The organism is Prevotella melaninogenica, assembly GCF_003609775.1.
Lineage (GTDB): Bacteria > Bacteroidota > Bacteroidia > Bacteroidales > Bacteroidaceae > Prevotella > Prevotella melaninogenica_A.
In genome coordinates, this window is the sequence record NZ_AP018050.1 from 131,214 (window position 1) to 153,038 (window position 21,825).

General features: G+C 39.1%; 13 protein-coding genes and 1 tRNA gene. 4 read left to right on the forward strand and 10 right to left on the reverse strand.

The window, feature by feature from the left end; translation table 11 throughout:
* Positions 1 to 349: 349 nt before the first annotated feature.
* On the forward strand, positions 350 to 1,135 hold the full coding sequence (locus PMEL_RS07490; RefSeq protein WP_120174753.1) for a PepSY-associated TM helix domain-containing protein: 786 nt from the start codon (positions 350 to 352) through the stop codon (positions 1,133 to 1,135).
* A 779-nt stretch (positions 1,136 to 1,914) separates the two neighbouring features.
* On the opposite strand, the gene dcm is transcribed toward PMEL_RS07490, so the two are convergent.
* The 8 genes from dcm to PMEL_RS07530 form a co-directional block, all read right to left on the reverse strand.
* Positions 1,915 to 3,282, reverse strand: a complete 1,368-nt coding sequence (gene dcm / locus PMEL_RS07495; protein ID WP_120174754.1) for a DNA (cytosine-5-)-methyltransferase — start codon at positions 3,280 to 3,282, stop codon at positions 1,915 to 1,917.
* A 3-nt stretch (positions 3,283 to 3,285) separates the two neighbouring features.
* Positions 3,286 to 4,827, reverse strand: coding sequence for a Sau3AI family type II restriction endonuclease (locus PMEL_RS07500; protein ID WP_145985355.1), 1,542 nt, complete (start codon positions 4,825 to 4,827; stop codon positions 3,286 to 3,288).
* Between the two features lie 237 nt (positions 4,828 to 5,064).
* Positions 5,065 to 6,210 (reverse strand): DUF1735 and LamG domain-containing protein, encoded by a 1,146-nt coding sequence (locus PMEL_RS07505; RefSeq protein WP_120174756.1) that lies wholly within the window; start codon positions 6,208 to 6,210, stop codon positions 5,065 to 5,067.
* Between the two features lie 40 nt (positions 6,211 to 6,250).
* A complete protein-coding gene (locus PMEL_RS07510) occupies positions 6,251 to 7,369 on the reverse strand; it encodes a glycoside hydrolase family 18 (RefSeq protein ID WP_120174757.1) in 1,119 nt (372 codons plus the stop codon).
* A gap of 17 nt (positions 7,370 to 7,386) precedes the next feature.
* On the reverse strand, positions 7,387 to 9,012 hold the full coding sequence (locus tag PMEL_RS07515) for a RagB/SusD family nutrient uptake outer membrane protein (RefSeq protein WP_120174758.1): 1,626 nt from the start codon (positions 9,010 to 9,012) through the stop codon (positions 7,387 to 7,389).
* Between the two features lie 6 nt (positions 9,013 to 9,018).
* The gene (locus PMEL_RS07520; protein WP_120174759.1) at positions 9,019 to 12,129 is read right to left on the reverse strand and encodes a SusC/RagA family TonB-linked outer membrane protein; all 3,111 of its coding nucleotides are present in this window, start codon (positions 12,127 to 12,129) and stop codon (positions 9,019 to 9,021) included.
* Positions 12,130 to 12,495: 366 nt separating this feature from the next.
* A complete protein-coding gene (locus PMEL_RS07525; protein ID WP_120174760.1) occupies positions 12,496 to 13,599 on the reverse strand; it encodes an Mrp/NBP35 family ATP-binding protein in 1,104 nt (367 codons plus the stop codon).
* A 130-nt stretch (positions 13,600 to 13,729) separates the two neighbouring features.
* Positions 13,730 to 14,107, reverse strand: coding sequence for a hypothetical protein (locus tag PMEL_RS07530; RefSeq protein WP_120174761.1), 378 nt, complete (start codon positions 14,105 to 14,107; stop codon positions 13,730 to 13,732).
* Between the two features lie 685 nt (positions 14,108 to 14,792).
* Between PMEL_RS07530 and PMEL_RS07535 the strand changes: the two genes are divergently transcribed.
* The 3 genes from PMEL_RS07535 to PMEL_RS07545 all read left to right on the forward strand — a co-directional run bounded on the left by PMEL_RS07535 (position 14,793) and on the right by PMEL_RS07545 (position 17,548).
* Positions 14,793 to 15,275 (forward strand): pyridoxamine 5'-phosphate oxidase family protein, encoded by a 483-nt coding sequence (locus tag PMEL_RS07535; RefSeq protein WP_120175503.1) that lies wholly within the window; start codon positions 14,793 to 14,795, stop codon positions 15,273 to 15,275.
* A 142-nt stretch (positions 15,276 to 15,417) separates the two neighbouring features.
* Positions 15,418 to 16,641 carry an NAD(P)/FAD-dependent oxidoreductase gene (locus PMEL_RS07540; RefSeq protein ID WP_120174762.1) on the forward strand — a complete coding sequence of 408 codons (1,224 nt, stop codon included), beginning with the start codon at positions 15,418 to 15,420 and terminating at the stop codon, positions 16,639 to 16,641.
* Between the two features lie 822 nt (positions 16,642 to 17,463).
* Positions 17,464 to 17,548, forward strand: a tRNA-Ser gene (locus tag PMEL_RS07545).
* Positions 17,549 to 17,921: 373 nt separating this feature from the next.
* Here the strand turns inward: PMEL_RS07545 and PMEL_RS07550 are convergent.
* Both PMEL_RS07550 and PMEL_RS07555 read right to left on the reverse strand, forming a co-directional pair.
* Positions 17,922 to 20,024 carry a DUF262 domain-containing protein gene (locus PMEL_RS07550; protein ID WP_120174763.1) on the reverse strand — a complete coding sequence of 701 codons (2,103 nt, stop codon included), beginning with the start codon at positions 20,022 to 20,024 and terminating at the stop codon, positions 17,922 to 17,924.
* Positions 20,024 to 21,808: a DUF262 domain-containing protein gene (locus PMEL_RS07555; protein ID WP_120174764.1), complete on the reverse strand. Its 1,785-nt coding sequence runs from the start codon at positions 21,806 to 21,808 to the stop codon at positions 20,024 to 20,026. The genes PMEL_RS07550 and PMEL_RS07555 overlap by 1 nt, the downstream gene beginning before the upstream one ends.
* Positions 21,809 to 21,825 lie beyond the last annotated feature (17 nt).

A 21,825-nucleotide genomic window follows, 5' to 3' on the forward strand; every position in this document is an offset into this window, starting at 1 on the left:
AGGACAAATGTAAAAGGAAAGAGAAAAGGAAAAGGGTAAAGAGAAAAGGGTAAAGAGAAAAAGTAAAAACGGCAAAGAGTAAAGGGCAAAAACATGTTTGCTTAGTCTGTGCAAACAACTCGTTTAATTTTAGAGCTAACAACTCATACACTTGAAAACTTTTCAACCTTTTATGCTGTTTTTATGTAATTAAGTATTAATTTTGCACACTCAAACAAGTTTTGATGGTTAAAAGCATTTAAGGATAACAAAACATGAGATTATTCTTTCTCAAACCACTCAGGCAGGGATTTGTACAAAGATAAAGACTACCTGAGAACAATCAAGACTATAATTCAATATTTAAGTAATGAGAAAATTCTTTTTAAAATTCCACAGATGGTTGGCATTACCGCTTGGAGTGTTTATAATGATTTTATGTTTCAGCGGACTCATCTTGCTGATTGGAGGCGAAATTGCAGCGGCATTCGACCTTGCCCCAAAGCAGGTACCTTTCCTTGTTGCTGTCAAGCAGCTGCATCGTTGGCTATTTATGGTTCCTGACCCACCACGTGGAGGAATCTCCTTGGGCCGTATCATCACCTCTGTTTCTGCAATGTGTATGACCCTGATACTGCTGTCTGGCGTTGTACTCTGGTGGCCTAAGAACAAGAAGATGTTGGAAAATCGCCTAACCATCAATACCAACAAGGGCTTCCGTCGATTTGCTCACGACGCCCACGCCTCATTAGGCATCTATGTTGTCGTATTTCTCCTCCTCATCTCACTCACTGGTCCAGTCTTCTCTTACGGCTGGTACAGAGCTGGAATGTCTAAACTCTTTGGACAGGAAATGCCACCAAAGGAGATGAAAGCCGATAAGGAGAAAGCGAAACCAACTACCAACGACAATGCTTTCGGACAAACGAAGGACGATTCACAGAAGAAAGAGGCTACAAGCCCAGATGGAAAGAAAGACGAACAAGGCAAGAAACCAAAGGGTAGCAAACTCTTCAAGAAGATTCACACTGGCCAATGGGGCGGCTGGTTCTCTAAGATTCTCCACGGTTTAGCTGTACTCATCGGTGGCTTCCTACCTATCAGTGGCTACTATCTTTGGTGGAAGAGAAGAAATGCAAAGAAGAAGAAAGCATAAAACATAGTATTCATACATCATCAGCCCATTAACAGTAGACGGTTCATTTAACCTACTTAATACTGTTAATGGGCTTTTTATTTACTTGCAATATAACACACTTATCACAAAGTATTATGCTTATCCGTGAGAAATAAAAACTCTGTATGCTCCGTGCCTCTGTGTACCTACAAGTAATTTATGGGTCTTTATTCTCTCACAGAAAGCACAGAAAGCACAGACTCTTTTACACAAAAATAAAGGACTCAGAGGCTTAAAAGCCATGTGATACCACAGAACATTTTTGCTAACACATAGGTATTAGATTCTGTGATTTCGGAAGAACCAGAAACCTGTTCTTCTGTGATATCTGTGAGGAAATAGTACTCGCCCTCTCACAGAAGCCAACATTATGTAAAGAAAAATCAAACCACTAAAATCATCTAACGTCCAATTTGACTCGAATTAACGCCCAATTGCCTTGCAAAAGATGCCCTTTTGAGGTCCAACTAACGCCCTTTTGGACCCTTACTAACGCCCTTTTAAAACGCAATCTTGTAAGTATTTGATTCTCTGCAAGTTACAAGACCACCAAGATTAGCCGTTTTAAGACCATTTTTCGACCCAAAACACACCGACTTTTGTAAACATATTTCACCCCAACCCTACATTATCAACTGGTTACCTCACCCCCAAAAAACCTGTTAAACATGTTACCCTGTCTCCTTGTCCCCCTGTTACCCTGTCTCCCCTTACCCTATCCGCAAACAACTTGTTTACTCGTCAGCTCGTTAACTTGTCTAACCCATACGTTCTATCAACACAGCACCAATGCGCTCAACAATACCAGTAACCAGTGCATTTCCCATCAGGAAGGCACGACGCATATCAGACGCTCCCTTTGTATGATGATCAGGGAACATATTAAGACGCTCTAATTCCAATGGTGTAAGGCGTCGATAACGTCCACTCGGTGTATAAACGACATGTTTGAAGCGTGAAGGTCCTTTACCTCCTTCACCTGTAATGATAGTACGTGACGGACGGTCAAGAAAGTCAGGGAAAGCCATACTTCCCTCTGAATAGTTATATTCATAACCAGTTGTCTTATTGACCCTTTTCTCCGACTTACTTCCTTTCAAGTATTCCCAGCGCGGCAATTCATCTTCTGAAATAAAAAATTCATCAGGAACATCCTTTTCGTCTAAAAGGATATCACCCAATGTCAATATCGGACCATCGTATTTTGCTTTTGCCTCTATAGTTGTAACCTTTCTGTCCTTCATAATACCTACATTCTCAAAAGGTGACTCCTTCATACCTTTATTGAATGATGATGATACTGTAGTCAAATCCCCTTCTATATCAAAACTTGTCTGTTGATTTTTATAATCAACACTCAGAGGAAATGCCTGTGCCATTACCCCCTTAGACAAAATCCATTCCAAAGGCTTATCTATCTGCTGGGTTATAGCAAGGTCATTCTTGTAGCCTATGATATAAGTACGTTTACGACGTTGTGGCATACCATAGTCTGCCGCATTAATAACACGCCACTCTACGGTATAACCCAAATCGTTTAACGAAGCGAGGATAATAGCAAAATCTCGTCCACGTTGTGAGGCTGGTGATTTCAAAAGTCTGTCAACATTCTCAAAAAGTAGGTAGGCGGGCTTTTGCTTCATTTCATCTAAGATACGATATATCTGCCACCATAATACGCCTTTCTTACCCTCTATTCCACCAGAACGCTTCAGTGTTGTTGCTACAGAATAGTCTTGACATGGGAATCCACCTACAAGTAAATCACACTGTGGTATCTCACTTGTTGGAACCATTGCTATATCCTCATTGCTATGTCCTTGTTCTCCAAATCTATGACAATACACCATAGAAGCATCCTGTCGCTTTGTTGATGGTTCCCACTGATTGCTCCATATCGTTTTGTAGTGTTTAGAAGCACGTTCTAAGCCTATACGAAAACCACCCACACCTGCAAACAATTCAACAACTCGTATATCATCCTGTTCAGTTACAATATTAGAATCTACAGAGAATAAAGATAATTCACGTGTTGCTTGTGCTGCTTTTTTACAGTATTCTGCAATCGGTTCGCATAGTCCCCAATTATCTTCTTTTAAACTGTATGTACTATTCTTTGTAGACATATTTTATTTGTTGTTTTCTATAATGTTTGAAACGTATTCTTTATTAAACCAATAACAGTACTTATCTGCTTTTCCACCATTAGGATTATCTGCAGCTCCTAAATAACTATTTTTCGTTCCCTTTGGACGAACATGAAAATGCTTCCCATTTTTATTACTCCAACCAGCTTTCCAGAAATAATCAAGTCCTATTTCATTTCTAAGCACATGTTTTCTAATATCTTGCCAGTATTCCTCTGCTATCTTTAAGTCTTTTTGGGGCATAGTCCAAAAGAAAGCTTTTTCTAAAATCATTGGTCCATAATCAAAGTGAAAACTTCCTGACTGAATATTCGGATGACGGAATACCATAAAGAGGAATCTACTAGTGAAAAGTTCATAAGTAGTTGAATCAAACCAATTACCATTATGATATAGCTCTTCGTAATCAATATTCTCATACGACATAGCCTCTTTTAGCCTATTATTTGAATATATAGGTATTGTCTTCAACCTTAAACCTGATTTTACAAATTCATCAGCTCTTTCTATATGTTTCTTACCACGTCCGTTGTATTTACCATCAGAGACTATCATACATGAAACTACGTAATTGATGTCTTTTGCATTAACCATCAAACCAGGTTCATAATAATCAATAATATCTTGAACGGATTTTCCAATCCAACGCTCAATTCTTTTTAAGATTATATTCTCTAAGCTGTTTTCTCTCAAGTCTGCCTCTGAGACAAGCCCATCTTCTATCGAAGGAATCTCTATATTACTTACATCACTCCTTTTTTGGTCTTTCACATAGGAAAGTATGGTGCGCATATAAGCTGGTTTCAAAGAGAAAGCACGTCTTGGTGCAAGAATATCTGAAAAAGGCTGTTCCCTTGGTTTTTCTCCTTTTTGTCCTTTACGACATGCAGCAAGGTATTCGGTATCTCCCTCAGAAAGTTCGTGAGCCTCTCCCTTCTTGATTTTATTGACAATGGTTTCAAAATCTTTTCTTATGATTAACAAGTCCTTCTCGGGCAACTGCCAAATTACTGTATAGATATATCGTAAATCCCATTTGCTTACCCCTTTTTCATAAAGATAGAAAATAAGCAGCATTATACGACACTTTAGATAAAAGAGAGATGTTTCAAACTGCTCGTTAACAACAGAACAGTAATCAATCATATCACACACTAAGCGTTCTTTTATCTGTAATTCTCCACCTTTGTTTTTCTTTAAGCCTGTTGCTTTCAGCTCTAATCCAGCCTCTTGAAAATCTGGGGTAGGGTCGTTGTTAATATCATACTTGAAGTAGTATTTTTCTATCATCTGTCCAAGACCACCTTTGCCTTGTCCTTGTAGATTTAGCTCCTTAAATAATGATTTATCAACAACTTCATTCAAAGAATGCCCTATCAACCTTTTACTATATTCAAAGATTGAGGCAATACTTGTCTTATCGTACCCAAGGCTTTCCATTAATGACTTGATCTTTTGTTCACAAATATACAAACTTTTATGAACGTATTGTATTATTGGTTTAATTTGTTCATTTTTGATCACAAATTTTAGATCATTAACCAAGGATTAATCTTAAAATCTGTATTAGCCATATACTATTCGACATAGGTATAGACACCTATACTAGGATAAAAACTTGTTATTCTAATGCAAGGGAGTTTCTTGTATTCCTTCCATGAATTGGCTACCTTTGCAACGATAAAGGTCAAACTTCAAAGACAAAAAGAGTCGGACAACGGTGTCCGACTCTTTTATATACTATTTCTTTAAGGCATAAGCTTATTGAAGATCCTTCATAGTGACAGGCTGGGCGAGAGTAGTAAACTCAAGACCACCCGTGGTACACTCGATACCCTTAGCAGCATCCTTAATCTTATTGCCATTTACGGTTTCTGAACCATCCATCTTGAAATAGAGTTCCAGACCATCAGACTTAGGATTAACACCTAACATATTCTGCTTAATCTGATTCTCGGTACGAGCAACGCTCCATACACGAACCTCACTCATATAACCATAGAATGGACGCTCACCCCAAGGGAAACCCGGAATCTTACCAATGTTGAAGCCAACATCAGCGTTAGGATCAAAACCAGAGATGTTCCATGCAGACTCCGCCCACTTCGTACCATTGAGGTACATAACGGTCTTACCTGTTGCTTGATCGAAGGTTACTGCCACATGATACCACTTATTAATCTGAAGTTTCTCTGGTGCTTCGTAGTGCTGTCTACCTGCTATCTGAAGAATACCAGCAGAGATTCCACCACCAACATCACCAACACGGAAAATCATCAGTCCCTCAGAACCCATGATAGTACAGTTGCTGCCCCACCAGATAGAATGTACTAAAGCCTCGTAAGTAAATGACTTAAAGTAGGTTCCAGAAGGGAACTTCACAGAGATATACTTGTTATAGAAATCACCAGCCTTCGTAATCTTGACAGGTTTAGCCAAAACAATATACTCAACGTCCTCACCATCAATGATAGGTGTAGAAGTAGAATGAAGCTTGACAGGCAACATATAGTTCTTACCTGCCTCTAACTGATCAAGATTGTTAAGCGTCAACGACACCTTGTCAGCATAGATGCTTCCTGCAGCTATCGTTGAAGAAGTCTTACTGAATGTAACATTCTGATGCTTGAAAGCAACATAGTCTGTTCCATACTTGCTATTATAAAGAGCAACCAATGACGAGTCGGCAAGTGAATAAGAGACATCTACTGCCCCATCTTGCTTGTTAGAAAGGCGAGAAGTAATATCAACATCTAAGCTTGAACCAGTGTCTGGCATTTCGACTTTCTGCAGATTGCCATCAAAATATACCTTCTGCTTCAACAAATCGCTCTCACTGTCTTGGCAACTCACCACACAGCATGCGGCAAACGCCACAGCAATATGTTTGAAAATATGCTTGTTCATATTTGTATTCTATTAAATTTATAATGTGAGATATGCAATGTTAAGGTTGAGTGGTTTGACCCATTCTCTCCTTGAACACCTGTTGGTTAATCTGAATTGCCTGACGCATCCACTTGTAGTTAGGCGTGTTGTCGTAGTCGTTATCGAAACGATAAGCACCTACTCCACCCTTGTAACCCTTAGAAGGCATACTTTTGGCTTGTCTTAACAACTGACCACCACTCTTGAAAGATGACTCAAAGTTATCGGTTGTAATAATTGTCTTTGGATCAACACCATAGTAATCGAAGTGAGTTGTACGACCGTAAGCCTGATCAATCCAGTAGTCAACATATCCATCCAAATCCTCAGTAAGTCCACCAAAGTGACCATCTATACAGATAAGACGGTGTCCCTTATGCTCAGGATCACTCTTAGGACCGATATACTTGTTCATCTCCTTTACCAAGTAAACAAGGTCGGCATTAGTGCTGAGCGAACCATCCATATCGAAGACGCCACTACCAATTTCCCAGTCGATATCGTAACCGTCCCAATCATTGGCTACCAATGAGTCGCAGAGAGCCTTAGCAAAGCGAGCCAAAGCCTGCTTATGATTGTCAGAACCAGCAACACCCTCGTAGCCCCAGAACTTCCAACGAGCCTTCTTCTTAGCCTCTTCAACACGAGCATGGTCGTTTGCCCAACCCTCTTTTTCAGCCTGCTTCTCAACAGCAGTATAGACAGAGTCAGGAGTTCTACCCTTTCCAATATAAGACAAGAGTGTAACTTCCAAGAGTTTTGTACCCTTCACCTTCTGCACAAACTCCTTGTCCTTCTTCTGCTCAGGTGTGATATTAAAGCGATTAGGTGCACCACTCCACATTGAAACGATGTCCATACTATCTGGCATAGAGGTAAGATAGCCACGACGATAGGTACCAGCTGGCGACCAGTTAGAATACCAACCGAAGGCAACAGGACGACCATAGTTAACGGCTTGCTGCTTATAAGCTCTCAAATCGGCATAATACTTCTCGCTTTCAGCATTGTTCATCGTATTATATCCACCGATATGATCGTAAGGTTCGTTCTCTACCTCTGTCATCTTGCTACATCCACAGAAAAGAACTCCTGCACAGAGCAATACCAACGAACTTATATATTTAAAGTTTTTCATATTCAAAATGCTTGATATTAATGATTCTTATTGTCCCACCACAAACGTGTACCAGCCTTATCCAGACCGCCACGAAGTAGCTTGCGTGCACTCTCTAAGTTAGCAATATCCTCTGCTGAAGTAGACTTGTTAGTTGGGAAACGCATACGACGGATGCCCACCTCACTGTCAACCTCACCGTTGCTATAGTTTGTAACCACACTATGCAACTTAGGATAACCTGTACGACGATACTCTGTCCAAGCCTCTTGTCCGTTAGGATAGAGTGCAATCCACTTCTGTATCATAATTTTCTCAAGTTTCTCCTCATCGGTTCCAGTCCACTCTGTGGTTGCCTGAGTTACTGCTGGTACATCAACATTCACACCTGGATTGGTGAGATGGAAACTGTAAGCTGATGGCTTAAGACCAGACGACATATAGTCTGCTACCTCAGAACTTGCAATACCATTCTCTTCAAATGACATCTCGATACCCTTCTCATAAAGTGACTCAGCAGTGCCACCTACAGCGAAACCATGCAGAGCAGCCTCAGCCAAGAGGAAATAAACCTCAGAAGCACGCATCCAATAAGTAGGAGTTGTACTTGTGATAGCAGGACGAGAAGAATCTTTGAAAGCATCGTTAGAACTTACGTCATGACCTGTTGGTACACCAGAATACTTTCCGTATGTGCCCACAGTCACAGCCTGAGAAACAGTACTTGTATTGAAGTACTTTGGCAAACGTGGGTCTTGATAACCGCCTAAGTAAGCCAACATAGAAGAACCCATACGGCACTCGTTGTACTGGTTGATAAGGACATCGAGGTTGTTCTTGAACTCCAAGCTTGCACCTCTCTCCATCTTAGCCTCATCATCCATGCTCTTCATCACGCCATAAGAATGGTTAACAGCCTGTAAAGCATACTGCTTTGAGAGGGCTGCATCGGCATAATAAACACGCATTGCAAGGCGTAACATCAATGAGTTGGCATAAACAACCCACTTATGTACATCACCAGCATAGACAGCATCAGCATTTGGCAAGAGTTTGCTGTTACCATTATCAGCATACTTTGTCAACACCTCGATAGCATCAGAGAGTTCCTTGAACATTGACTTATATACCTCTTCCTGACTATCGTATGGCACAGTGATAAGTCCTTTACCTGCCTCCTTATAAGGAATAGGTCCGAACATATCAGTTGCCTTATGCCAAGCAGAAATCTTCAGAATCTGTGCTAAGGCGAAAACCTCTGGGAACTGTGTCTCAGTCTTACCCTTTAAGTCTTGCCACAAAGGAACAACCGTTGAATAAGACTCGGTGTAAGACGATGCTACCCAACCATCCTTGAGGAAATAGTTGAGGTTATTAGGACCGCCCCAGTTATTGTTCTGACCGAAATAACCACTCCAACAATCTGCTGCAAGGTTATAGGCAGTCTGGTATCTATTAGCAACACTGGTACCATCTGCCTGTGTACCTACTGGGAAGACGCATTTCTGCATGGCGGTTATAGGGCCACCAATAGAAATACCATCCATTAATCCCTCCTCTGGAAGGAGTTCAAACTCGTTAGTGTTTACCTTTTGGAAGTCACAAGCCGTAAACAAGGACAGCGCAAGGACACCTACGATATATTTATATGCTTTTGTCTTCATGTTCAATTAGAATTTGAATTTAACACTGAAACCATAACTCTTCAGACTTGGCTGCATGAAATAGTCATTGCCCTGTCCGTATGTACCTGTTGAAGCTGTAAGCTCTGGATCGAAAGGTGCTTTACAATAAATCATCCATGGATTTGTAGCCACAAATGAAAGTGTCAAATCCTTAATGACATTGTTAAACAGCCTTGAATTAAACTTATAGCTCAAGGTGAGCTCCTGCAAACGTACGTTTGTTGCACTATAGGTATAGTAACCTGCGAGGTCGTTCTCACCTGTAGCAACAAGTGTATAATACTTCTTTGCATCATACAAGCCCTGATTAGGAATCATCACGCCACCTGCATCTCTTGCATCAGCTGATGCCTTAGACACACCGAAGCGGTCTAACAATGCTTGTGTTGAAGAAGTAACAATACCACCAACACGTGCATTAATCAAGAAACTAAGTCCAAAGTTCTTATAGGTGAAGTTATTGTTCCAACCCATTGTGAAGTCAGGAGTAGTCTTACCTAAGTAGATAGGCTCAACAGTCTCTAAGCTCATACCACCTGATGGACTAACATTTACGAAGCCCTGATTGTCCTTTGCCAATACCTTTCTTGCATAAATGTCATTGATAGAACCGCCTACCTTAAGCAGAACGCGGCCATTATCCTTTGATACCTCTGGGATATTGATTGGCTTTGGACTCAATGGGTGATGGTAGTCCTTCACCATCTCCTTAATCTCATTGACGTTCTTAGAGTAAACCAATGATGAGCTCCATTGCAAACCTCCGAAGTTATCGTTATAACCTAATGCCATCTCGACACCACGGTTCTCTACATTACCTGCCTGCAAGTAAACAGCCTTGTAACCAGAACTCTCTGGCAATTCACCGATAAAGGTTTGGTTATAAGTATTAGACTTATACCAAGTGAAGTCGAATGACAACTTCTTCCAGAAACGAGCTGTCAAACCGAACTCGTATGACTTTGTACGCTCTGCCTTATAATCAGTAAATGGATAGATATCAGTAGACTTCAAGCTACCACCCACGATTGGAGTTGTAATAGTGCCTGGTGTCATACCTGAACGTGAAACAGGTGAACCTACCTCAGTATAAGAACCACGAACCTTCAAATAAGAAATAAATGAAGGCAGTTTTGTCATCTCTGAGATAATACCAGACAAACCAACTGATGGATAGAAGAATGATTCCTCAGATGAGTTTACAAGGCGTGAGTTCCAGTCGTTACGACCTGTCAAAGTAAGATAAACCATACTTCTCCAACCCAATTCGGCACTTGCAAAAGCTGCTACATTGCGTACCTTTGAGTCACCACCACCCTCTCGAATCTTGCTATCACTTGGGTTAATATTGTTCAAAGAGAACTTATTGGGTACTAAAACCAAGTTACCACCATAACCACGAGTGAGAGATGCGTAGTCAGAATAGCTATAACCAACGTTGGCAGCAAGACTAAACTTACCAAAGGTCTTATTGATATTAGCAATAGCGTCAATATAAGTCTGATGATCCTTATAATCATAGTAGTCATAAGCACCGTTCTCCTTTGCAAAGTAGTTGAACGAAGAAGCATAAATCTTACGCTCGCTTGTAATAAACGTCTTGTCAAGACGAATACGACCTGCTACGCTCAACCAATCAAAGATGTTATAGGTAAGACCAGCATTGAACATGAAACGATCCTTATCATCTGGTGCTAAGTTGCGATAAGCTGTCCAATAAGGGTTCTGATTAGCAAAACGGCTATCGCTAATTGGCCAATACTGAGTTGGGAAGTTTCTCACGTTATCGTAACGCTCAAAGGTCTTTATACCTTCAAAAGACTCACCGCGTGGGAAGAGATAAGCAGCAACGATTGGGTTCCAATACTCACCCTGTGACACCATGTTATTGTCCTTCTGCTTGATATAAGATGCACCAAGGTCGAGTTGCACCTTATTCTTGAACATACGGGTGGTGTTACGGATTGTGAAGTTGTAACGATCGTAAGTATTATTTGGTACGATACCACGTGAATTAGTTGTTGCTACAGAGGCAAAAGTTTGGTTAAACTCATTACCCATGTTCAAAGTCAAAGCATTGATGAAGTTCGTTCCTGTACGGAAAAAGTCCTTCTTTGGATCGTATGAACTTGGTGTTGCAAGTTTCTCACCCCAACTCTCGTAAGAACCGAGTTTATTGCCATAGGTATTCTGGAACTCTGGCATCAACAAAGGTGAGCTAAAGTCTGCAGAACTTGAGAACGAAATGTCTACACGTCCTTCCTTACCTTTCTTTGTAGTGATGAGGATGGCACCATTAGCAGCATTACTACCATAAAGGGCTGCAGCAGATGGACCAGCTAAGACGCTGATGCTCTCGATATCCTCTGGATTAAGATCGGCAATACCTTCACTGCTTACACGACCTTCACCCATGATACCGCTATCACGTCCGCCGCTGAAGTTGAAGATTGGAATACCATCGATAACATACAACACGTTGTTATCTCCTTCAATAGACTTGGCACCACGCATGATAACACGTGTTGCACCTCCGACACCACTGGCACTCTTAGAAATGCTAACACCAGCTACTTTTCCGTTTAATGAGTTCACAAAGTTAGCATCTTTGTTACGTGTCAACTCATTTGAGCCTACTGACTGTACATTGTAACTCAAGGCTTTCTCAGCACGCTTGATACCCAAGGCTGTCACAACAACCTCGTTCATAGTGTTTGCAACTTCTTTAAGGGTAACATCAATCGTAGTCTTATCACCAACAAGGATTGTCTGAGCAGTATAGCCAACATAAGAGATGACCAACTTTGCCTTTGACGTGGTGTTGATAGTGAAGTTGCCGTCAATGTCAGTTACAGTACCATCTTTAGTACCTTCCACCATAATAGTGGCACCAATCAGCGGCTCACCAGCTGGATCAACCACACGTCCAGTTACCTTGTGATTACCGTTTTGTTGCACAGCCTGAGGCATTGATGCTTCAGGCGAGCCTACGGGATTTCCTACTGCATAAGCACTCGTTGGAGCTAACGCAATAGAAAGGGCAAAAGCGACTGAGAAATACAGATGCTTCTGCTTTGCTTCATGAATCATTCTCATTAGGTTCAGGGTTTAAATATTTATATTTTAGGTTCCTAATTGTTACTTATTAATAACAGCTGCATGGACAACTGCCGTACGTCATTATCACCTTATAATATTATAAGGTAATGATAGATAGATTATTATTTTATTTACACAGGTTGTTTAACGTATAAACGTCAAGATTATTAATGAATAATAGGTTAGGTCAATGACCTCATAAATTCGGTGCAAAAGTATAAAATAAATCTGTAAACGACTTACTTTTTGTAAAAAAAGTGAATAATGTGTTTGTGATTGCAAAAAGAACAGGGATATGCGCTTACTCGCATATCCCTGTTCTTTTTGTAATAATGTATAAACACGAAGATTCCGTTTATACGCTTATCCGTTCTTTACATCAACTATCTTTGTTGGAGCCTGCTCCTTATTGCGACGATTAACAACAGTAACTACACTCTGTGCAAGACTGAGGAATGACTGACCTGTAATGGTGTCAACCTGTGAAGCTGCAGGTGTTCCATTATCACCATTTTCGCAAATGCTCTGTACGATTGGAATCTGAGCAAGTAGCGGACATCCAAGTTCCTTCGCTAAGTTCTTGCAACCGTCTTTACCAAAGATATAGTATTTATTCTCTGGAAGTTCAGCTGGTGTAAACCATGCCATATTTTCAACCAATCCAAGAATTGGAATATTCACCTTGTCGTTGCGATACATATCAATACCCTTACGTGCATCTGCCAGTGCTACATTCTGAGGAGTTGACACAATCACTGCACCCGTAATGGCAAGTGTCTGCATAAGTGTCAAATGAATATCGCTGGTTCCTGGTGGCGTATCGAGGATAAAGTAATCGAGTTCTCCCCAATCTGCATCAGCAATAAGCTGCTTAAGAGCTGAGGTTGCCATACTTCCACGCCAAAGGGTTGCTGTGTCTGCATTGACAAAGAAACCAATAGAAAGCAACTTCACACCATACTTCTCTACTGGCTCGATAAGCTGGCGTCCATCCTTTTCTACTCCGTATGGACGAGCATCTTCTACACCAAACATCTTTGGCATACTTGGGCCAAAGATATCAGTATCAAGCAAACCTACCTTATAGCCAAGGCGCGCCAAGGCAATAGCGAGGTTAGCAGAGACGGTGCTCTTTCCTACTCCACCCTTGCCCGAACTAACAGCAATGATATTCTTCACCTGAGGCAACAACTTACCCACCTCTGGGCGTGGCGCATTCTTGAATTCTGTTGTAATAGTTACTTCAACTTCCTTGCCAACTGAATAGTGAATTTGAGCCTCAGCAGCCTTAATAGTAGACTTAAGGAAAGGATCGGTCTCGCGTGGGAAAATAAGTGTGAAACTTACTTTATTACCATTGATACTTGGTGTATCAGCGAGCATTTCACTTTCTATGATATTCTTTTTTGTTCCTGGATAAATTACTTTCTCCAGCGCGTCTGTAATGAGTTTTGGATATAATGTCATTGTTTTATTATTTTATAATCTTTGGAGAATGAAGCTATCTCACTGCTATAAAAGCCTATATTCCTTCTTATTAGAATTTCACTTACTTCTTTAAGTTAACAAAAAGAATGCCACAAAATAATCGGACACATTAGTTACCGTTATTTTGCGACTGCTCCCATTCTTCCCACTCTTTGGCAACTGCTTTCCAGTCGGTCATCTCTCCCGCTTCAATGGCTTGCTGCTCACGTGTAGCCTCATCGCGAGCCTTATCTCGAGCACGCTTTGCCTTCATGTCGGAGATAGTGGCATCATCGAGAATCTGAATAGCTCCACGACGAATAGCATCCTGCAATTCTTCCTCGCCAAAAGCCTTTCCTGGCTCATTGAAGTCAGAGATATTAAACTCATAGATAGTACGAAGATCATGACGAACCAATTTCTGTTTCGCCCGATTACCCGCATTCTTCAGTCGGAGTAGCTTTGCTATTTCTTTTATCTCGTCTTGTGCGAACTTATTTCTTCCCATGTTATGATTTTTATTCAGATGCCATTTATGGCTTTCTTGTCTGCGAAGATAGCAACAAAATCCCAATACTGCAAGTTTTTCTTAAGGAATACATTGCGCAATGCATGATAAATTATCTAATAAAAACAAACGTTAGGTAGCCTGACAATACGTATTATCACATCAAAAAGTGGCTATAAAGAGATGCGCTTCTGAGTAAACTTTTAATAATGAATAAGAAAACTCTAACACTCATGTATAATTGAACAAAATATGAGAACACTTAAGACAATTAAACTACTAAGGACTTTTTAACCATATTTCTCACGTAACAAATAACAACAAGACAAACGTTAAAATACTGAATATAAAAGAGATTGGGCCATCTTTTCACTATCATGATAATCTTAATTTTATTATTATAACCAATCAAAAAATAACCAATAAAGGTTAATAGTGTTTCTAATAGTGAAAAATATTTCTCGAAAAATTTGGTTATTAACAAAAAAACGTGTATCTTTGCACCAAGTTTTTTTAGTGGTTAATTTAGTTTTAGTATTTAAACCTTGGGTGATGTGAATCAGTCAAGGTCTTTTTTTTATATATACTGGAACTCTGACACAAAGGTTTCTTTGTGCGTGAGATTAATTCATAACAGATAATTCACAGTTCCAACAATTCATTTTTTATATTAATAATGTACGATATGAAATATGTTAATAATCGCATACGCAGACAAGACCGTCTGATGGAGGAGCAGCGAGCTATAGAATTGCTGCGTGAAGGCGAATACGGAGTTTTGAGCATGGTTTCAGAAGATATGGGGTATGGTATTCCTGTAAACTTTGTTTGGGACGGCAAGAATAGCATCTATATTCACTGCGCACCTGAAGGACGTAAGTTAGTAGCTATTGAACAGAATCCGAAGGTTTCGCTTTGTATCATTGGTAAAGTAAACTTATTGCCCCGCAATTTCACCACTGAGTATGAGAGTGCTATCTTCTTTGGTGAGGCTCATATCCATCTTTCTGAGGAGGAGAAGATGCATGCGCTGCATCTTTTGATAGACAAGTTATCACCTGACTTCAAAGAGCTTGGCGATAAATATGCGCACAAGAGTTTTCATCGCGTTGAGATAATCCGCGTAGACTTTACTGAGTTCAGTGGCAAACGTAAAAAAGTACTTTAGTGAGAAGTTAACAAGTTATTTCTTGTCTTAGCTAATTATTAGTTTTATTTATTGCAATAATCTCAGCGGACAATAGTTATCATAATTATAACGTACTGATAAGAACTTTGTTCGAGTAATTACGAATTTTGAATAAAATCAAATGGATATAGCAATCATTGGCGGAGGAGCAGCTGGTTTCATGGCGGCTATCACGGCTCGAAGAACAAATCCTTCATGTAAGGTTACAATCTTTGAACGTGCGCAAAAGGTATTGGCTAAGGTTGAAATAACTGGAGGGGGACGCTGTAACGTTACAAATAGCTTTGCAGCTATCTCGGATGTAAAGCAGGCTTACCCACGTGGTCATAAACTCATGAAACGGTTGATGAAAACATTTAGCCACGAAGATACATATAAATGGTTTGAGAAGCATGGTGTACCATTGGTGACACAAGAAGATGAATGTGTTTTCCCAAAGGCACAAGACTCGCATGCCATCATTGATTGCCTGATGCGACAAGCTAATGAACTCGGTGTAACTATATGTCATCGCTACCGATTGATGGATATCCATAAGTTAGAAGACGAAAGACTTAAACTGGAATTTGAGAATGGCACACATCGCGTATTCCATCGTGCTATTATAACAACAGGCGGCTCACCCAATGGGCGTGGCTTACAATACCTCGCTCGACTTGGACATGAAATAGAGGCTCCTGTACCATCACTTTTCACCTTTAATATAAAGGACCGTGCTTTCTGCGATCTCATGGGAACGGTTGTTGACCCAGTTGTAACAACGATCCCTGGAACAAAGTTGCGCGCTCAAGGGCCTTTGCTCGTGACCCATTGGGGTGTGAGTGGTCCTGCTGCCTTGAAGCTTTCTTCATACGCAGCTCGCTTACTTGCTGAAAATGATTATAAAGCTCCACTTGCTATCAGTTGGACGGGGGAACGAACACGACAAGAAGTAGAGGAAAATCTTCTGAAGTTGCAGGCTGCTAACCCACGAAAACAGCTCGCTACCCTACACCCATTTGGACTACCAAGTCGTCTGTGGCTCTATATACTTAGCAAACTTGGCTTAGAGCCTGCGAAACCATGGGCAGAAGTTGGGCGCAAAACATTAAATCGCATGATAGAAACATTGGTCAATGATCAATACACTATTGCTGGTAAAGGTACCTTCCGCGAGGAATTTGTGACTTGTGGCGGCGTAAGCCTTAGCTCTATTAATTCCAAAACACTTGAAAGTAAGGTTTGTCCTAATCTTTTCTTTGCAGGCGAAGTATTAGACATTGATGCCATCACCGGCGGCTTTAATCTTCAGGCTGCATGGACAACAGGCGTCGTAGCTGGACAATGTGCGGCAGGGAGTGTGTAGCTTATAGACTGCCGAGCAACTAAAACAAATCTTAGTATAAGACTATTGTTATCCCATTAAGATTCAATAGCCCATATTTATTGCGGAATTACCCTTAAAGTAGGAAGTTCCGCATTATTTTTAGATAAGTAAGTACATTATTTGCTTTTGGTAGTATAACACCTTTTTGACTATAGGTTTCCTCCACCCCAACAACATATTACAAGCTACGAAACGCACAGCACCAATGGTGCTAACCATTAACACCACATGTGCTTACCCTCAACACCACACATATTAAGCAATACAACTTCAGCAGAAAGTGTAAAGTGAGCTCTTAACTTATCACTATTAATTACAAAATTAAAGACAGACATACAAGAAAAAGATTTATCAAACTGCACCAATATGAACCAATCACCTTGTTTCAAAATAGAATATTAAAAAGATATACTCCTTGTCGCTGTTTAACCCAAATCGTTCATTAGAACCTAAACATTTTGTTTTATTATCGAGCAGATTGTTTGGCTTTGTAACGCAGGCGTAGCAGGCTACGTCAAGTTATAAAGCCAGACAAGATGCCGATAAGAAAATAAAAGATGTTAGGAAACAAGACCATAGTAAGAAGAATTATACATATTGTGGTATAATAACCGATTGGGGGTTAGTTTTATCATCCCATCAAAACAATATTACACCCAACCCTCTATTACTACACCCGTTTTAGTTAAAAAGTGTTTTATTCTTAAATTCTTCTGTCTTAGATTTTGCAGTTTCAGAAATTATCTATACCTTTGCACTCGCTTTCAACAAGGAAGCAGGTAGACTACAAAGTTGCCTTCTGGAGAGATGGTAGAGTGGTCGATTACAACGGTCTTGAAAACCGTCGTACCGAGAGGTACCGGGGGTTCGAATCCCTCTCTCTCCGCAAACAAGGGTGTAAATCAACGAATTACGTGATTTACACCCTTTATTACACCCAAAAATCAACTATTAATAGTCTAGCCATGCAACAATACTTATAATAAAAGTTTCTTTTTGTTTAGAATCAAAAACCTATATGCATAATCCCCACCTTTTTCCTACTGAGCCTTCTATGAGGTCAGTTAGTTTAAGTATGTAGGGGTATAAAAGCAAAAAACGTGGAAGAGATTGCTACTCATTACATTAGACGAAATATGGATTTCTGTGAAATAAGAGACCTATATAACTAAGTCAAACAGAGCGAAAGGAGTTAAACACCTATACGCTCTGTTTTTGTATGACTCTCAAGTTTTTATAATTTTAAAATTAATGTAGCATCAAGATTGAGCCCATTTTATTAACTTCTTAAATGCTTGGGGAGGACGTTTTTTTCCTACAATCTCTACATCTAATGCGTGGGCTTCGTTCAAACCTAAATTATATCGGAATTGCGAATTATAAGTTTGAAAAATAGGATTTGCATGACCAGTACCCCACCATGAGTCTCCTCGTATTCCATTTTTAAAAAGAGATACAAAACCTATTTCTTTTGATAGCCATCCAAAATTCCATTCTTTAAAAAAATCCAAAGGAGCAAGCTTCATCAGTCTTCTTGTTATTATATAGTATAAGCGCAATTGGACCTTCACATCATCTATCAAGGAAAAATCTGGGTAGCTATTATGTAAATCATTCACATATTGCTTTTCTATAGATATCAAGTACATCTCAAGATCATTGCATTTCTGTGATGAATAATCTGCGGCCATAGCAACAATAGCTGGGCACCTACCATAATCTGGATTATAAACCAAACGGCTTGCAGATACTAAATGGGTGTATAATCCAGAGTCTATCAAATTACCGAAAACCTGATTGAAATCATCAGAAGCAATTTCCTTATAGGAGACATAAACTTTATTAACTTGCTCAAGTGAGAAATTATCCAATGATGCACTGTTTAAATCAAATTCAGCAATATCAGATTCATTTTGAACATAGCTAGTTGCCAAGATATTGGTTATATTGCCTTTGAAATTATAATTGTCTTCAATTTTATACAAATCTGCCTTACAGTTTGGATACTTGAGGTATAATTTTGCCTTAAAAATTTCTTCATGGCATTGTTCGTTCCGCAATCCGGATAGTGTGGGATTTGTTGTTAAAAACTTATGAGTGTTATGAGCATTAGTAAGGGATCTGAAACTCTTGATAATTGTAGGCCACTCACGTGAAGAATTATCAGGGGTGTTTATTATTAAGTTACGAATCACTCTAATATAATCCATCAAGCCCTCTTCAGTTTTGTTAACCCACAAATAATCAAATGTACAGAATAATACAAACGTCCTCGTAACATCTAATGATTTAGATTTAACAACTGTTGAAAGAATATTAGCGATAGAATCTTTTAACTCATTATTTTTTTCCCAGACAATTGGGGCTTTAAATGAAGATACGATAGGAATTTTATCAAGGACGAAAAAGAAGAAGTCTGCATTCTCTTTTTCTTTATATAATTCTCCTATCAATTTTAAATCTAGGAAATTAGTGGCATACCCATTGCTATCTCGAGCCTGCGCGTGCTTAAAATAGAGCATCTGAGTGACAAATGATAATACAGACATAAAACATTCGTCAGTAACGAAAGTGCCTTGAGGAACAAAAGACCAAAGGTTATTTACCCATTCATACTCCATTTTATCTTTTATATCCTCAAGCGCCGGATGATAACTTAGGAGTTTGTAGAACTCTGATTTGAAGTTTTCAAAGTCAGTTAGAATCTTTCCTCTAGCGTTCATACGAACATATATCTCATCTGATAACCCATACTTCTCTAACGGGACGAAGTAAAAGGATATTCTATTTTTTAAGGCAAGTTGGTCAATATCTACTTTATCTGAATTTAATTGTTTGTTTCTGGAAATATCATGAAGCATTTGTAACATGCCTGCTATCGTCCCATCCATAAGCCATTCGTTATCAAACCATGATTGTTCTCTAATAAACTCATCAATATGATTTAGGCAACTTTTTGAATATTGTTCATTTACAAGACGCTTACAAAAATCGTGAGAACTGGGACGAGTTTCGTAACAAAATTTTTCCAAGTAAGGTTTGAAATCTCCTAATCTTCCATCCTTTACGGTAAGGTACCAGTGTAGTAGAAATAAGGTGGTCAGGCGCTGCTGACCATCTATAGGGATAAATGTTCTTCTTTGAGCATTAGAAGAATCATGTTGAATCTGTTCAATTCTAATTGACCCATAGATAAAATCTAACTCAATAGGAATATCAAAAAAAAGTTTATCAGCAATATAGGCGAGAAAATTGCTTCTTACCTTTTCTGCACTTTTCCGTCCTTGAGCATAGTTACGTTGGATAACAGGTATCTCAATTTTATCATACTCTTTACAGAGTGAGAGAAATGTATGTTTCATTATTTAAGTTTCTTATTCTTAAACTTTTCAATTACTTGTTTGATTGCTTCCACATAAGCTTCCTTGTCGCTTGTACTCCAGTAATAAGGCTGATTGTCTGCAGAACTATACAATTTCAAAAATACATTCTTTGTACACAAAGGAATAAAATGTCCTTCTTTTTCCAATTGAATAATTCGATTTCTTTTAACTGGGAATATTGCATTATTTAAAGAAGAATTGTTTGAGCATGATAGTAAAGCCATATTATCAAGGTTGTGAATTGAGCCAGAATCAAAAATCTCGATTATTTTTTCTCGAATATTGTTGAACTTCTCAATATCAATTACATCCTGTTCAAGAAACTTTGATAGTTCTTTTTTGTACGGAGCCATGTCAATAACGACAGGTTGATTCTCCACTTCCTTAGATATAGAGTCGACTTTAGAAATTGATGCCAATGTATCTTCTATCCATTTGCGAATAATATCTTCACGTTTGAGAGGATCTTGAGAACGCTGAGCATGAATATGTTCAAGACTCCATTTTTGGGTATCCCTAATATCATTGTATTGGTTAAAAGGAAATCTATTGTTAGGTGTGTCAATCAGTTCTTGATATGAAAGAACATTAAATAACAATAGTATGTTTTTTACTTTCTCTGGATTATCCACATAGTTGATTGTGTCCAAATTAACAGAATTCAAGTAGTCAAGAATTTTGGTATATAAGTTTGATTTGAATACACCTTTATTTTGAAGAGACTCTTTATATAAAGTCTTGATGTCTATTTTTTGAATAGACAGCAAAAAGCCTGCATAGTGATATACCGTCCGGTCTGACATCCAATATTTGAATTGTGAGTAGATGTGCTTTGTTTTATTCCACAACTCTCGAGCTTTTTGCACAGGATTGTTCGCCTTATTGATTGTGTCTTCAAACCATTTATATGTGCTATAGTTTTTAGAATTCTTATTTTCTGCAAGAAGTTCAAATATCAACTGTATGTGATTTGCCAGCTCTTTATGTGAAGTAAGAAATCCCCAGACCTCAGGTTTTTGAAGGAACTGTTCTATTTCATGCCATTCGTTTGAAAATTCGGACTGGCGAAATAGTAGTTCATGAGAAGTTGGTTCGTAAGACTTACATAATAGCAAAGCCCTTACCAACTCAGCATCTTCGAGTGGAATCTTGCCAATATTAAGTCTGTTAAATAAATCTATTTTTTCGGCCTCAATTTCTTTAGGTTGGGTACCTTTAATATCCATCTCATACCAAATGATTTTTACCGCATCTACTAAAACAACCGCAAAGCGATTTTTATAGCCCATATCTTCATGTGACTTTTCTTCAAACCAATTTGAAATTATCTCATGAGCCTTACTTATAAAATGGTGGTCAGGAGTGTCATGACAATAAGTGCTATGATTTAGATTTGAGAGAAACTCCTCACTCTGAGATCTCTTTTCGAAAGACAATTTATACGAATATTGACCTAAATAATTGAGAATCAAGAATAGAGTGATGAGTCGTTGTTGTCCATCCACTATTTCCCAAATGGTATATCCATCTTTGTCTAATTGCTTTACGATTGCAATAGGTTGAAGGCAGTAACTCTCATCTGTGCTCTTCCTGCTATTCATAAATGAATCAATATCATTTAACAATGAACTCACATGAAGTTCTGTCCATCTGTAGCCTCTTTGATAAGATGGTATCAAATAATGCTCTACTCTCGGTTTTCTTGGGGGAGTAGCTTTGTTCAAAACTAGGTTCCCAACTGAAATGGTGCTTATAGTACTCATAATCGTGTGCGAATAAC

Coding starts and splice junctions, on each gene's coding strand:
- PMEL_RS07490 (WP_120174753.1), top strand. CDS start 350: ATGAGAAAATTCTTTTTAAAATTCCACAGATGGTTGGCATTACCGCTT.
- dcm (WP_120174754.1), bottom strand. CDS start 3,282: ATGTCTACAAAGAATAGTACATACAGTTTAAAAGAAGATAATTGGGGA.
- PMEL_RS07505 (WP_120174756.1), bottom strand. CDS start 6,210: ATGAACAAGCATATTTTCAAACATATTGCTGTGGCGTTTGCCGCATGC.
- PMEL_RS07510 (WP_120174757.1), bottom strand. CDS start 7,369: ATGAAAAACTTTAAATATATAAGTTCGTTGGTATTGCTCTGTGCAGGA.
- PMEL_RS07515 (WP_120174758.1), bottom strand. CDS start 9,012: ATGAAGACAAAAGCATATAAATATATCGTAGGTGTCCTTGCGCTGTCC.
- PMEL_RS07520 (WP_120174759.1), bottom strand. CDS start 12,129: ATGAGAATGATTCATGAAGCAAAGCAGAAGCATCTGTATTTCTCAGTC.
- PMEL_RS07525 (WP_120174760.1), bottom strand. CDS start 13,599: ATGACATTATATCCAAAACTCATTACAGACGCGCTGGAGAAAGTAATT.
- PMEL_RS07530 (WP_120174761.1), bottom strand. CDS start 14,107: ATGGGAAGAAATAAGTTCGCACAAGACGAGATAAAAGAAATAGCAAAG.
- PMEL_RS07535 (WP_120175503.1), top strand. CDS start 14,793: ATGAAATATGTTAATAATCGCATACGCAGACAAGACCGTCTGATGGAG.
- PMEL_RS07540 (WP_120174762.1), top strand. CDS start 15,418: ATGGATATAGCAATCATTGGCGGAGGAGCAGCTGGTTTCATGGCGGCT.
- PMEL_RS07550 (WP_120174763.1), bottom strand. CDS start 20,024: ATGAAACATACATTTCTCTCACTCTGTAAAGAGTATGATAAAATTGAG.
- PMEL_RS07555 (WP_120174764.1), bottom strand. CDS start 21,808: ATGAGTACTATAAGCACCATTTCAGTTGGGAACCTAGTTTTGAACAAA.